This is a genomic window from Streptomyces sp. NPDC001093 (genome assembly GCF_040298985.1).
Taxonomy (GTDB): domain Bacteria; phylum Actinomycetota; class Actinomycetes; order Streptomycetales; family Streptomycetaceae; genus Streptomyces.
In genome coordinates this window covers 12,280-26,484 of sequence record NZ_JBEPBF010000078.1, presented here as the reverse complement: position 1 = coordinate 26,484, position 14,205 = coordinate 12,280, and the positions used below count along the sequence as shown (strand labels likewise).

Below are 14,205 nucleotides of genomic sequence, written 5' to 3'. Positions count from 1 at the left end.
TCATAGCCCGAGTGAACGCACGCTGAACGACACAATGACACACCTACGCCAGGCTGTCCCGCCACGCCCGGTGCAGATCCGCGAACCGGCCCGTGCCGCCGATCAGTTCCTCCGGGCTGCCGTCCTCGACGATCCGGCCGTGCTCCATCACCAGCACCCGGTCCGCGATCTCCACCGTCGACAGCCGGTGCGCGATCACCACCGCCGTACGGCCCCGCAGCACCGTCGACATCGCCCGCTGCACGGCCCGCTCGCCCGGGATGTCCAGCGAACTGGTCGCCTCGTCCAGGATCAGCACCGCCGGATCGGCGAGCAACGCCCGGGCGAAGGCCACCAGTTGGCGTTGCCCGGCCGAGATGCGCCCGCCGCGCTTGCGGACGTCGGTGTCGTAGCCGTCGGGCAGGGCGCTGATGAACTCGTGCGCGCCGATCGCCTTCGCCGCCCGCTCGATCTCCTCCCGGGTGGCCCCGGGCCGGCCGATGGCGATGTTGTCGGCGACCGTGCCGGAGAACAGGAACGCCTCCTGGGTCACCATGACGACACCGCGCCGCAGTTCCGGCACGGGCAGCTCGCGCAGATCCACGCCGTCCAGCAGCACGCGGCCGTCGGAGGGGTCGTAGAAGCGGGCGAGGAGCTTGGCGAGCGTGGACTTGCCGGCGCCCGTGGTGCCGACCACGGCGACCGTCTGCCCGGCCGGCAGGGTCAGGCCGAAGCGGGGCAGCACCTCACCGCCGGTGCGGTAGCCGAACCGGACATCCTCGAAGACGACCTCACGGCCGGGGAAGTCGCCCTTCGGCGGCGGGAGTTCATGAGGAACGGCCGGCTCCGGCACGGACGGGGTCTGGGCGAGCAGCCCGGCGACCTTGTCCAGGGAAGCGGCGGCCGACTGGTAGGAGTTCAGGAACATCCCCAGCCGGTCGATCGGGTCGTACAGCCGGCGCAGATACAGCACCGCCGCCGCCAGCACACCCAGCGCCAGCGAGCCGGACGCCACCCGGTAGGCGCCCCACAGCACGATCCCCGCGACGGCCGTGTTGGCCACCAGCCGGGAGCCGACCACATAGCGGGCCATCTCCAGCAGCGCGTCCCCGTTCGTCCGCTCGTGCCGCCTGTTGAGCACGGCGAACTCGGCGTCGTTGGCCGCCTCCCGGCGGAAGGCGCGCACCGGGCGGATGCCGTTCATCGTCTCCACGAACTTCACGATCACCGCCGCGATCGCCGTCGACCGCGCCCGGTACACCCGTCCCGCCCGCCGCTGGTAGAGCCGGACCAGCAGGTACAGCGGCAGGAACGAGGCCACCGCGACCGCGCCCATGGAGAGGTCCAGCCACAGCAGCATCGCCGAGATGTAGACGAAGGACAGCACGACGGTCACCAGCTCCTGGAGGCCGTCATTGAGCAGTTCGCGCAGCGACTCCACGTCGGTGGTGGAGCGGGAGATCAGCCGTCCGGACGTGTACCGCTCGTGGAAGTCGATGCTCAGCGCCTGCGCGTGCCGGAAGATCCGGCCCCGCAGATCCAGCAGCACGTCCTGGCTGACCCGGGCGGAGGTCTCGATGAACGCGAACTGCAGCACGCCGGAGGCGAGGGCGCACAGCAGATAGCCGACGCCGACCGCGATCAGCGGGCCGTGCCGGTGGTCCCGGAACGCCGGTACGGCGCTGTCGATGGCGTACGCCACCAGCAGCGGGCCCACCTGCACCGCCGCCTGCTGAAGCAGCAGCAGGAGCGTGGTCGTCGCGGCCCGTGCCTTCAGGGGCGCGAGCAGGGAGCGCAGCAGGGCGGCCGTGGCGCCGGGCGGGGCGGGCAGGACGTCCCGGTCGAAGACGTCACCCGAGTCGCTGCCGGTGCCCTGACCTTGCGGGCCGGGGAGTTCGTCGTCCTCGGCGGTGGGAGTGGAGGCGGTCGTGGTGGTCAACGGGAGTCCTCCGTGTCCTCGGCATCTCCGGACATCAGATGCGCGTACTCGGCGTTGGTGCGCAGCAGTTCCTGATGGGTGCCGACGGCGGCGATCCGGCCGCCCGAGAGCAGGGCGACCCGGTCGGCGAGCAGCACCGTCGACGGGCGGTGCGCCACGATCAGCGCGGTGGTGTCGGCGAGGACCTGCCGCAGCGCGGCCTCCACGGCGGCCTCCGTGTGCACGTCCAGGGCGGACAGCGGGTCGTCCAGCACCAGGAACTCCGGTCTGCCGACCACCGCGCGGGCCAGCGCGAGGCGCTGCCGCTGGCCGCCGGAGAGGCTGAGGCCCTGCTCGCCGACGCGGGTGTCGGTGCCCTGGGGGAGGGCGTGCGCGAAGTCGGCCTGCGCGACCGCGAGCGCTCGGTCGAGGTCCGGTCGTCCGGCGCCGTCGGGGGCGCCCATCAGGACGTTCTCGCCGACGCTCGTGGAGAACAGCGTGGGTTCCTCGAAGGCGACGGCCACCTTGGCGCGCAGCTCCTCGCGGGGCATCGCGGCGATGTCGACGCCGTCGAGGGTGATCCGGCCGGAGGTGAGCTCGTGCAGGCGGGGTACCAGCGCGGTGAGGGTGGTCTTTCCGCTGCCGGTGGCTCCGACGAGGGCCATGGACTCGCCGGGGCGGATGTGGAGGTCGATGCGGGTGAGGAGGGGCGGGGAGCCGGGGGGTGCGTCGGGGTAGCGGAACCGGACGTTCTCGAAGCGGAGTCCGGCGTCGGCCGGTCGCGTGTCCCCGGGCTCGCGGGGTGCCGCCGCGTCGTCCTCCGGCACCTCGTCCATCACCTCGAAGTACCGCTCCGTCGCCGTCGCCGCCTCCTGGCTCATCGCCAGCAGGAACCCGATCGAGTCCACGGGCCACCGCAGCGCCAGCGCCGTGCTCAGAAAGGCGACCAGCGTGCCGGCCGAGAGCCCCCCGTCGGCCACGCGGACCGCGCCCAGCACCAGCGCCGCCCCGATCGCCAGTTCGGGCAGCGTCACGATGACACCCCAGATCGTGGCGAGCAGCCGCGCCTTGCGCAGTTCCGTGCCGCGCAGGGTGACCGACAGCTCGCGGAACGCCCGCGCCTGGCTGCGGTGCCGGCCGAAGCCCTTGATGATGCGGATGCCGAGCACGCTCTCCTCGACCACCGTCGTCAGGTCGCCGACCTGGTCCTGCGCGCGCCGCGCCACCTCGGCGTACCGCCGCTCGAAGACCGCGCAGGTCCACATCACGGGGATCGCCGGACCGAGGATGACCAGCCCCAGCACCCAGTCCTGCATCAGCATGATCACCACGCCGACCAGGATCGTCACCCCGTTGACCAGCAGGAACGTCAGTGGGAAGGCGAGGAACTGACGCAGCAGCATCAGATCGGTCGTGCCCCGCGACAGCAGCTGGCCGGAGGCCCAGCGGTCGTGGAAGGCGACGGGCAGCCGCTGCAGACGGCCGTAGAGACCGGCCCGCATCTCCGCCTCGACGTGCGGCAGCGGGCGGGCCACCAGCCAGCGCCGTATGCCGAACAGGACCGCCTCGGCGATCCCGAGCAGGAGCAGATACAGCGCGCCGAGCCACACTCCGGCCGGGTCCCGGTCGGCGACCGGCCCGTCCACGATCCACTTCAGGACGAGCGGGATCACCAGCCCGGTGCAGGAGGCGGCGATCGCGACGAACGCGGCCGTGAACAGCCGCGCCCGCACGGGGCGGACGTACGGCCACAGCCGCAGCAGGGTACGAACGGCGGAACGGTCCTCGGTGGTTGCACGTGTCGTGGGCATCACCGCGAGCGTACGGACCGGCACTGACATCGCCCACCGGGTTTCGGCCGGACCCGGGTCCGCCCTTGGTCCTACGACCTGCGTGTTCGACCCCTCGGACGAGGGTTCCGCACGAGGGGTCGTAGCCCGGCATCAACCGATCGGACGATGCCGCTTCGAGCGGGGCGGCCGATGTGCCGGGCCCCGCCCGAACGGGATTCTCGGAGCATGCCATCCGTCATCGAAGTCACCGATCTGCGCAAGTCGTACGGCGGCCGGGCCGTCGTCGACGGGGTCTCCTTCGCCGTCGAGGAGGGCGAGATCTTCGGGATCCTCGGCCCGAACGGCGCCGGAAAGACCACCACCGTGGAGTGCGTCGAGGGGCTGCGCGTGCCCGACGCGGGCCGGGTCCGGGTCGCCGGCCTGGACCCCGTCGCCGACCACGACGAGGTCGCGAGGATCCTCGGCGCCCAGCTCCAGCAGAGCGAACTCCAGCCCAAGCTCACCGTGCGCGAGGCGCTGGAGCTGTACGCAACCTTCTACCCGCACCCTGCCGACTGGCGGCCGCTCGCCGAACGCCTCGGGCTCACGGCGAAGCTCGGGACCCGGTTCGGCAAGCTGTCCGGCGGGCAGCAGCAGCGGCTGTTCATCGCGCTGGCGCTCATCGGGAACCCGCGCGTCGTCGTGCTGGACGAGCTGACCACCGGGCTCGACCCGCGGGCCCGCCGCGACACCTGGCAGCTCATCGAGGACGTCCGCGGGAGCGGGGTCACCGTGCTGCTCGTCACCCACTTCATGGAGGAGGCGCAGCGCCTCTGCGACCGTATCGCGGTCATCGACAAGGGCCGGGTCGCGGCGCTGGACACACCGGCCGGACTGATCCGCCGCTCGGCGGGCGCGACCGTCATCAGCTTCACCCCGTCGGCCCCGCTGGACGACCACGACCTCGCCGCGCTCCCGGCCCTCGCCTCGATCGAGCGCAAGGACGGCCGGATCACGCTCTCCGGCACCGACGAGACCGTCAACGCGGTCATCACCCTGCTCGCCCGGCACCGCGTCACCGCCCATCAGCTCCGCGTCCTGGACGCCACCCTCGACGACGCGTTCCTGGACCTGACCAAGGAGGCCACGGCATGAACACCGCCGTCCTGCGCACCGAGTTCCGTCTCTTCCGCCGCGAACCCGGCGCAGTCTTCTGGATCTTCCTGTTCCCGACGCTGCTCCTGGTCATCCTCGGCTCGATCCCGTCGTTCCGGGAGGCCGACAAGTCCCTGGGCGGGCTGCGGCCGGTCGACGCCTACGTGCCCATCGCCGTCCTGATCGCCCTGATCATGTCCGGTGTGCAGTCGCTGCCGCAGGTGCTGACCGGCCACCGGGAGCGGGGCATCCTGCGCCGGATGCGGCTCACGCCCGTACGGCCCTCCGCCCTGCTGTCCGCGCAGATGGCCGTGCAGGGCACGGTGGCGCTGGCCTCCGCGCTGCTCGCGCTCGTCGTCGGCCGCCTCGCCTTCGACGTGAAGCTGCCCGAGCAGCCGGCCGGGTATCTGCTGGCCCTGCTGCTCGCGACCGCCTCGGCCCTCGCCCTCGGCTCCGTCGTCTCGGCGCTGTCCCGCACCACGAAGATCGCGAGCGCGATCGGCTCGGCGGTGTTCTTCCCGATGATGTTCTGCGCGGGCGTGTGGCTGCCGGTGCAGGAGATGCCGCACACGCTGGCCCGTGTGGTCCAGCTCACCCCGTTCGGTGCGGCGGCCCGCGCCCTGGGCGAGGCGGCCGCCGGTGACTGGCCCGGCTGGGGGCACCTGGTCGTGCTCGCGGCCTGGGCGGTGCTGCTGACGGCGGGGGCGGCCCGCTGGTTCCGCTGGGAGTGAGCGGGCCGTGCCGGAGACTGGTGGGATGACGAACGCCGCGCACCAGCAGCCCCGGGCCTCCTTCGACGCATGGGGGCCCTGGGCGCTGCTGGCCGCCGGTGTCGTCGCGGCCGCGCTGTCGGCCCGCGCGGTCGGCATGGACCGGACCGGATGGGTCGTCTCCGCCGTGCTCGTGCCCGCGGCCGTCGTGCTGCAGCTGTGCTGGGGACGGGCGAAGCGGAAGAGGCCGGGTCCGAGCCGGACCGGTGTCTTCCTCTTCCTGCTGCGCTGGGCCATCGCCTTCGTGCTGACCTGGGCCAACCCGTTCTTCGCCTTCTACGCCGTGACGGGCTACTACACCGCGGTCCGGGAGCTGCCGGCCCGGCTGGTGCTGCCCGGTCTCTTCCTGACCGCCGTCACCATGTCCGGCAGCGAGATCGGCGGCTGGCCGCCGCACGGGCTGATCCTGTGGGCCGGCTTCTTCCTGGTCCTGGCCGTCAACATCGGCTTGGTCAGTGTGTTCACCCGGTACTCTCAGCAGGAGCAGGCCCGCGCCGTCGTCCAGGCCGACACCATCGCCGAACTGGAGCGCACCAACACCGCGTTGCAGCAGGCCCTGGACGAGAACGCCGCGCTGCACGCCCAACTCCTGCTCCAGGCACGGGAGGCGGGCGTCGCCGACGAGCGCCGCCGGCTCGCCGCCGAGATCCACGACACCATCGCCCAGGGCCTGACCGGGATCATCGCCCAGCTCCAGGTCGTCGCCAACGCCCCCGACCTGACCACCGCCCGCACCCACCTGGAGCGCGCCTCCGCCCTCGCCCGGCACAGCCTCGGCGAGGCCCGCCGCTCGGTGCACAATCTGGCCCCGGTCGCCCTGGCCGCCGACGGGCTGCCGGAGGCGCTGAAGAAGACGGTCGCCGATTGGGGCGAACGCAACGGTGTGCGCGCCGAGTTCACCGTCACCGGCACCACCGAGCAGCTCCACGACGAGATCTCGGCGACCCTGCTGCGCATCGCCCAGGAGGCCCTGTCCAACGCGGCCCGGCACGGCCGGCCGACCCGCGTCGGCGTCACCCTGTCCTTCATGGGCGACGAGGTCACGCTGGACATCCGCGACGACGGCACCGGCTTCGACCCGGCCGCCGTACCGGAGCGCACCCGCAGCGGCGGCTTCGGCCTGGAGGGCATGCGGGCCCGGGCCGAGCGGATCGCCGGCTCCCTCACCGTCGAGTCGGAGCCGGGTCACGGTACGGCGGTGTCGGCTCGCGTACCCTTGGTCCGCGATGACCGCTGAGCCCGCCATCACCCTCCTGATCGTCGACGACCACCCGGTGGTCCGCGACGGCCTGCGCGGCATGTTCGAGTCCGCCCCGGGCTTCCGGGTGCTCGGGGAGGCGGCGAACGGCGCCGAGGCGGTGGCCAGGGCCGCGGCCCTGGACCCGGACGTGGTCCTGATGGACCTGCGGATGCCGGGCGGTTCGGGCGTCGACGCGATCCGCGAGCTGACCCGCCGGGGCGCCCGCGCGAAGGTCCTGGTCCTCACCACCTACGACACCGACTCCGACACCCTGCCCGCGATCGAGGCGGGCGCGACCGGCTACCTCCTCAAGGACGCCCCGCGCGACGAGCTGTTCACCGCCGTCCGCGCCGCCGCCGAGGGCCGTACGGTCCTCTCCCCGGCCGTCGCCTCCCGCCTGGTCCACGCGGTCCGCTCGCCCCGCACCCCCGCGGGCGAGCCGCTCTCGGCCCGTGAACGCGAGGTTCTGGTCCTGGTGGCCAGGGGCACGTCGAACCGCGAGATCGCCCGCGAGCTGTTCATCAGCGAGGCCACGGTGAAGACCCACCTCACCCATCTGTACGCCAAGCTCGGCGTCAACGACCGGGCGGCGGCGGTGGCGGCGGGGTACGACCGGGGGATCCTCGGGTAGGACCGGAGAGCACCACCCCCGCCTTAATTGGCTGGAGCGGCCGTCCCCGCCCCCGATAGGTTCGACGTTTCCCAAGGCGGGGCGAGCCGATCGGGGGATGGATGATCGACGCGTACGAGGATCCGGGCACCCCGGACACGCGCGGCGGCTGGCGCTATCTGTGGTGGCTGGTGCTGCGCCAGCCGGGGCGGTCGGCGGTGGGGGCGCTGCTGGGCAGTGTGTGGATGGTGCTGCTGGCCGCGCAGCCGTATCTGATGGCGCGGGCCGTGGACGAGGGGCTGGTGCCGGGGCGGCTGGGCGTGCTGGCCGCGTGGACCGGGGTGATGTTCGTGGTCGGGTCGGTCAACGCCTGGCTGAGCATCATGCGGCACCGCACGATGACCCGGGTGCGCATGGACGCCAACTTCCGCACGGTGAAGGTGGTCGTGGGCCATGTGGTGCGGCTCGGGGCCGCGCTGCCGCGCCGGGCGGGGGCCGGTGAGGTGGTGACCATCGGAGTCGGTGACGTAAAGACCATCGCGCAGGCGCTGACGGTGGTCGGTCCGGGCGTCGGCTCGGCCGTGGTCTACGTCGTGGTGGCCGGGCTGCTGCTGGCGCTCTCGGCACCGCTCGCCGCGGTCGTGCTGCTGGGGCTGCCGGTGATCGCGCTGGTCACCGGGCCGCTGACGCTGCGGCTGCAGGGCGCGGAGAGCACCTACCGGGAGCGGCAGGGCGTGCTGACCGCGCGCATCGGCGACCTCGCGGGCGGGCTGCGCGTCCTCAACGGACTGGGCGGCAAGGGGCTGTTCGCGGACGCCTTCCGGCAGGACTCGCAGCGGCTGCGCGCACAGGGCTACCGGGTGGGCGCGGTGGCCAGCTGGGTGCAGGCGCTCGGCGTGGGCCTGCCCACCCTGTTCCTGGCCGTGGTGACCTGGCTCGCGGCGCGGCTCGCGGCCCAAGGGTCCATCACCGTCGGCGAGTTGGTGTCCGTGTACGGCTACGTGGCCGTACTGATCGGTCCTGTCGCCTTCTTCGTGCAGATGGCCTACGACCTGAACCGGGGCGTGGTGGCCGCGCGCCGGGTCGTACGGCTGCTGCGGCTGGAACCGGAGCCGGACGAGGGCACGCTGCCGGCGCCCGCGGGACCGGCCGAGCTGCACGATCCGGCGTCCGGAGTGCGGGTGGTGCCGGGCCGGCTGACCGCGCTGGCCACCGCCCGGCCCGCCGAGGCCGCCGCCGTCGTGGACCGGCTCGGCCGCTTCGGGCCGACCGACGCCACCTGGGGCGGGGTACGGCTGGACGCGGTCCCGCTGGCGGACGTGCGCGGGCGGATCCTGGTCGCGGACAACGAGGCCGACCTGTTCGAGGGGCCGCTGCGGGAGGTCGTGGCCGCCGGGCACCCCACCGACGAGGCGGAGCTCGGCCGGGCGCTGTACGCGGCGGCCGCCGAGGACGTCGTACGCGGGCTGCCCGAGGGCCTGAAGTCGCCGGTGTCCGGCCAGGGCCGCAGCCTGTCGGGCGGCCAGCGCCAACGGGTGCGGCTGGTAAGGGCGTTGTCGGCCGACCCGGAGGTGCTGCTCGCGGTCGAGCCGACCTCGGCGCTGGACGCGCACACCGAGGCGACGGTCGCACGGCGGCTGCGGGAGGCCCGGGAGGGCCGCACGACGGTGGTGACGTCGACCTCACCGCTGATGCTGGACCGCGCGGACACGGTCGTCTTCCTGGTCGACGGAAAGGTCGCGGCGACCGGCCCGCACCGCCGGCTGCTCACGACGGAGCCGGGCTACCGGGCACTCGTGGCCCGGGACACGGAGGGGGTCGTACGGTGACGGCGGCTGAGCGTCTGTTGCCGGTCGCCGACCGGGCGCGGGTACGGCGGGCCGCGCTGCGGCTGGTGCGGGCCGACGGGCGGGCGTTCGTCGCCGCGTTGCTGCTGAACGCGCTCGCGGCGGGGGCGGGGCTGGTCGGGCCGTGGCTGGTCGGGCGGATCGTGGACGAGGTGCGGGGCGGGCAGGGGGCCGGCGCGGTGGACCGGCTCGCGCCGTGGATCCTGGTGTGCGCGCTGGCCCAGCTGCTGCTGGCCCGCTGGGCGCGGTACGTGGGGTACCGGTTCGGGGAGCGCACGCTGGCCCGGGTGCGCGAGCAGTACGTCGAGCGGGTGCTGGCCCTGCCCGCGTCCGTGGTGGAGCGGGCCGGCACCGGCGATCTGACGGCACGCGGCACGGCGGACGTGGCGGTCGTCGGCACCACCCTGCGGGACGTCGGCCCGGAGCTGCTGGTCAACACCGTGCAGGCGTTGCTGGTGCTGGTGGCGGTGTTCGCGCTCGACCCGCTGCTGGGCGCGTTCGGACTGCTCGGGCTGACCCCGATCTGGCCGGCGCTGCGCTGGTATCTCCGGCGGGCCCGGGACGGCTATCTCGCCGAGGGCGCGGCCACGTCCCAGGTCGCGGAGATCGTCGCCTCGACGGCGGCCGGGGCCCGGACCGTCGAGGCGTTCGGGCTGCGGGAACGGCGGGTGGCGGCGAGCCGGGACGCGCTGGAGGAGTCCCGCCGTACGCGTCTGTACACGCTGTTCCTGCGCACGGTGTTCTTCCCCGCGGTCGAGGTGACGTACACCGTGCCCGTGGTGGGCGTGCTGCTGCTCGGCGGCTGGCTGCACCAGCGGGGCGCGGTCGGAGTCGGCGCGGTGGTGGCGGCGGCCTTGTACCTGCGGCAGTTCACCGAGCCGCTGGACCAGATCCTGATGCGTGTGGAGCAACTGCAGAGCAGCAGCGCCTCGTTCGCCCGCGTGGAGGGCCTGGCGCAGGCGCCGCGCGGGGAGACCGGGGCCGGCTCCCCGGTCCCGGCGGACGACCGGATCGACGTGCGCGGGGTCCGGTACGCCTATGAGCGCGGCGGCGAGGTGCTGCGCGGGGTGGATCTGACCGTACGGCCCGGGGAGCGGCTCGCGGTGGTCGGCCCCTCCGGCGCCGGGAAGACGACACTCAGCCGACTCCTCGCGGGCATCGACCGGCCCGGCACGGGCGCGGTGACGGTGGGCGGGGTGCCGGTGGCCGAACTGGAGTCGGAGCTGCTGCGCCGTCAGGTGGTCCTGGTCACGCAGGAACACCATGTGTTCCTCGGTACGGTCCGCGACAACCTGCTGATCGCCGAGCCGGGCGCCACGGACGACGACCTGTGGGCGGCGCTCGCGACGGTCGGGGCCGACGACTGGGTCCGGGACCTGCCGGACGGCCTGGACACCCGGCTCGGCGCGGGCGGCCGCGCCACCGACGGCTCCCAGGCCCAGCAACTCGCCCTGGCCCGGGTGGTGCTGGCCGACCCGCACACCCTGATCCTGGACGAGGCCACCGCCCTGCTGGACCCCACGACGGCCCGGCACGCCGAACGCGCCCTCGCCGCCGTCCTGCAGGGCCGCACGGTCATCGCCATCGCACACCGCCTCCACACGGCCCACGACGCCGACCGGGTGGCGGTCATGGAGGACGGCCGCCTGACCGAACTGGGCACGCACGAGGACCTGGTGACGGCCGGCGGCGCCTACGCGGCCCTGTGGCGGACCTGGCACGGGGACACCACGGAGAGGTGAGCCGACTCGGCACCGGCCGGCCCCCGGCCACGCGACTCCAGGAAGGGCCGGCCGCCGAAGCCCCGGACGCCACACCACCCGACCGCATGGGCCGGGCTGTACGCCGAGTCGCGTGGTGGCTGTCGTGAGCCGCGGACGCCGGCCGCCTCCATGCCGGCCACGCCCCCGACACCCCGTCAGCCGGGCGATGGGCCCCGGCCCGGCAACGGCGTCCACAGCCAGCCGCGTCTGTGGGTCCGGCCCACGATGTCGGAACCGTGCATGCCGGCCACCGCCGTCATGACCGGCCACAGCAGGAAGGTCGTGCCGAACTCGGCGTATCCCCCGTCGGAGGCGACACCCACCACCACGAACTCGACGGGGAAGACCAGCCCGCCCAGCAGTGCCCCCACCAGCGCCAGTCCCCCGGTGCCGCGCAGCACACGGGACGCCAGGGCCAGACCGCCCGCGAGGACGAGCCCCATCAGCACCCCGGCCGGCAGCCCGCCACCGACGAGCAGCCCGAAGGCCCGCAGGTCGAAGGCGGCGATCTCGGTGTCCCCTCCCCTGAGACACTCGGCCGCGGCGACCGCGAGACAGAGGACGGCCCAGGGCAACGCGGGCGCGCCCGCCATCACCAGGCCCACCCGCAGCCCCCGGCCCAGCGTCCCGCGCACGCCGATACGTTCCCGCCCCTGCACCATCCGCGCTCACCCCCCGTGGCCGGGCCACCCTACTGGACATCCGGAGCAGACCCGGGAGCACACCGAAGTGAGCGGTCCGCATAACGAACATGAACATCCGATCAACGGACCATTTCCGGCCAACTTTGTGACGCGGTCCTGACAGGAACCGTGATCCCCTGTCACTCTTCCCAGGCCGACTCACAGCAACCCCACAGTCACATCTGCTCGTGCGAGCCGGCCTGCACGTGGTTCCGCGTAACGCCCTGTTCTGCCCGGACGCCCCAACCCACCGTCCGGTCTCCCCTGGCCGCGCGACCCGCGGCCACGCAGAAGGAGTCAGTGTTGAGCAGCAGTTCCTCTCGCAGACGCACCCCCCACGCGTCACACCGGCGCACCGCCACCGTCGCCCTCGCCGGGGTCGCCGCCCTGATCGCCGCCGCCGTCCAGTCGGGCGCGGCCAGCGCCGCACCGGCGAAGCCCCGGCCGGGGAAGATCGACAAGGCCCATGTCGCCGCGCGGCTCACGCCCTCGCAGCGCGTCGAGCTGATACGGCACGCCGACGCCACGAAGGCCGCCACCGCCCGGTCCCTCGGCCTCGGCGCCAAGGAGAAGCTGGTCGTCAAGGACGTCGTGAAGGACACCGACGGCACCCTGCACACCCGCTACGAGCGCACCTACGCCGGCCTTCCGGTGCTCGGCGGTGACCTGGTCGTGACCAGCAACACGTCCGGCAAGACCATGGACGTCATCAAGGCCACCCGCGCCAACGTGCAGGTCGCCGGCCTCACCCCGGCCGTGTCGAAGGCCACGGCCGAGAAGCAGGCCCTTCAGCGGTCCAAGGCCCGGGGCGGGACCAAGTCCGCCGCGGACAGTGTCCGCAAGGTGATCTGGGCGGCGACCGGAAAGCCCGTCCTCGCCTACGAGACGGTCGTCGGCGGCCTCCAGGACGACGGCACCCCGAACCAGCTGCACGTCATCACCGACGCGGCCACCGGCAAGAAGCTCTACGAGTACCAGGGCATCGAGACCGGCGTCGGCAACACCCGGTACAGCGGCCAGGTGAACCTGACGACGACCCAGTCGGGGTCGACGTACACGCTGACCGACGGGGCGCGCGGCGGACACAAGACGTACAACCTGAACCACGGCACCTCGGGCACCGGCACCCTCTTCTCGCAGAGCAACGACACCTGGGGCAACGGGACCACGTCCAACGCGGCCACCGCGGGCGCGGACGCCCACTACGGCGCGCAGGAGACCTGGGACTTCTACAAGAACACCTTCGGGCGCAGCGGCATCCGCAACGACGGCGTCGGCGCCTACTCCCGCGTCCACTACGGCAACGCGTACGTGAACGCGTTCTGGGACGACAGCTGCTTCTGCATGACCTACGGCGACGGCTCCGGCAACGCCGACCCGCTGACCTCGCTCGACGTCGCCGGCCACGAGATGAGCCACGGCGTCACCGCCAACACCGCGGGCCTGGACTACTCGGGGGAGTCCGGCGGCCTGAACGAGGCCACGTCGGACATCATGGGCACCGGCGTGGAGTTCTACGCCAACAACCCCTCCGACCCCGGTGACTACCTCATCGGCGAGAAGATCAACATCAACGGCAACGGCACGCCGCTGCGGTACATGGACAAGCCCAGCAAGGACGGCAACTCGGCCGACTCCTGGTCCTCGTCGGTCGGCGACCTGGACGTCCACTACTCCTCCGGCGTCGCGAACCACTTCTTCTACCTCCTGTCCGAGGGCAGCGGCGCCAAGGTGATCAACGGCGTCAGCTACGACTCGCCGACGGCGGACGGGCTTCCGGTCACCGGCATCGGCCGGGACAAGGCGCTGCAGATCTGGTACCGGGCGCTCACCACGAAGTACACCTCCACCACCGACTACGCCGGCGCCCGCACCGGCACCCTGGCGGCGGCCGGTGAGCTGTACGGCACCTCCAGCACCGAGTACAAGGCGGTGCAGGACGCGTGGGCGGCCGTGGCGGTCGGTTCGCGCTCCGACGGGGGCGGCGGAGGCGGCGGTACGACGTACGAGAGCAACACCCAGGTCGCCATCCCGGACAACGGTCCCGCCGTCACCTCGGACATCACGGTCTCCGGCAGGACCGGAAACGCGCCGAGCAACCTTCAGGTGTACGTCGACATCACCCACACCTGGCGGGGTGACCTGGTGATCGACCTCGTCGGCCCCTCGGGCACCGCCTACCGTCTGAAGGACTTCAGCTCCTCGGACTCGGCGCACGACGTGAAGCAGACCTACACGGTCAACGCGGCCGCCGAACAGGCCAACGGCACCTGGAAGTTGCGGGTGCAGGATCAGGCCACGTACGACACCGGAACGATCAACGACTGGAAGCTGACGTTCCCGTAAAGCGAACGCCAAATGCCCGGGAACTGGGCGCGGGGGGGGGGGGGGGGGGGCGCCCAAGGCGCCCCGGTGAAAAACCCGGAAAAGTTACCGGCCGGATGGGTGCCGCCCCCCACACGAAAAGG

General features: G+C 72.9%; 10 protein-coding genes. 7 read left to right on the top strand and 3 right to left on the bottom strand.

Going from position 1 to position 14,205, the window contains the following annotated elements:
* Positions 1 to 43: 43 nt before the first annotated feature.
* Both ABT288_RS31125 and ABT288_RS31120 read right to left on the bottom strand, forming a co-directional pair.
* Positions 44 to 1,918 (bottom strand): ABC transporter ATP-binding protein, encoded by a 1,875-nt coding sequence (locus ABT288_RS31125; RefSeq protein WP_351614719.1) that lies wholly within the window; start codon positions 1,916 to 1,918, stop codon positions 44 to 46.
* A complete protein-coding gene (locus ABT288_RS31120) occupies positions 1,915 to 3,708 on the bottom strand; it encodes an ABC transporter ATP-binding protein (RefSeq protein WP_351614716.1) in 1,794 nt (597 codons plus the stop codon). Before ABT288_RS31120 ends, ABT288_RS31125 begins: the two co-directional genes overlap by 4 nt.
* A 207-nt stretch (positions 3,709 to 3,915) precedes the next feature.
* Between ABT288_RS31120 and ABT288_RS31115 the strand changes: the two genes are divergently transcribed.
* From ABT288_RS31115 to ABT288_RS31090, 6 genes are all read left to right on the top strand, one after another.
* Positions 3,916 to 4,824 (top strand): ABC transporter ATP-binding protein, encoded by a 909-nt coding sequence (locus ABT288_RS31115; RefSeq protein ID WP_351614713.1) that lies wholly within the window; start codon positions 3,916 to 3,918, stop codon positions 4,822 to 4,824.
* Entirely contained in the window at positions 4,821 to 5,555 is a 735-nt protein-coding gene (locus tag ABT288_RS31110; protein ID WP_351614710.1) for an ABC transporter permease, read from the top strand. Before ABT288_RS31115 ends, ABT288_RS31110 begins: the two co-directional genes overlap by 4 nt.
* A gap of 25 nt (positions 5,556 to 5,580) precedes the next feature.
* Entirely contained in the window at positions 5,581 to 6,831 is a 1,251-nt protein-coding gene (locus ABT288_RS31105) for a sensor histidine kinase (RefSeq protein WP_351614707.1), read from the top strand.
* Positions 6,821 to 7,465: a response regulator gene (locus ABT288_RS31100; RefSeq protein WP_351614704.1), complete on the top strand. Its 645-nt coding sequence runs from the start codon at positions 6,821 to 6,823 to the stop codon at positions 7,463 to 7,465. The genes ABT288_RS31105 and ABT288_RS31100 overlap by 11 nt, the downstream gene beginning before the upstream one ends.
* 101 nt (positions 7,466 to 7,566) lie before the next feature.
* Positions 7,567 to 9,273, top strand: a complete 1,707-nt coding sequence (locus ABT288_RS31095) for an ABC transporter transmembrane domain-containing protein (RefSeq protein WP_351614701.1) — start codon at positions 7,567 to 7,569, stop codon at positions 9,271 to 9,273.
* Positions 9,270 to 11,033 carry an ABC transporter ATP-binding protein gene (locus tag ABT288_RS31090; RefSeq protein WP_351614699.1) on the top strand — a complete coding sequence of 588 codons (1,764 nt, stop codon included), beginning with the start codon at positions 9,270 to 9,272 and terminating at the stop codon, positions 11,031 to 11,033. Before ABT288_RS31095 ends, ABT288_RS31090 begins: the two co-directional genes overlap by 4 nt.
* Before the next feature lie 176 nt (positions 11,034 to 11,209).
* On the opposite strand, the gene ABT288_RS31085 is transcribed toward ABT288_RS31090, so the two are convergent.
* Positions 11,210 to 11,689 (bottom strand): hypothetical protein, encoded by a 480-nt coding sequence (locus tag ABT288_RS31085; RefSeq protein ID WP_351614696.1) that lies wholly within the window; start codon positions 11,687 to 11,689, stop codon positions 11,210 to 11,212.
* A gap of 351 nt (positions 11,690 to 12,040) precedes the next feature.
* Between ABT288_RS31085 and ABT288_RS31080 the strand changes: the two genes are divergently transcribed.
* Positions 12,041 to 14,083, top strand: coding sequence for a M4 family metallopeptidase (locus tag ABT288_RS31080; protein WP_351614693.1), 2,043 nt, complete (start codon positions 12,041 to 12,043; stop codon positions 14,081 to 14,083).
* Positions 14,084 to 14,205: the final 122 nt, after the last annotated feature.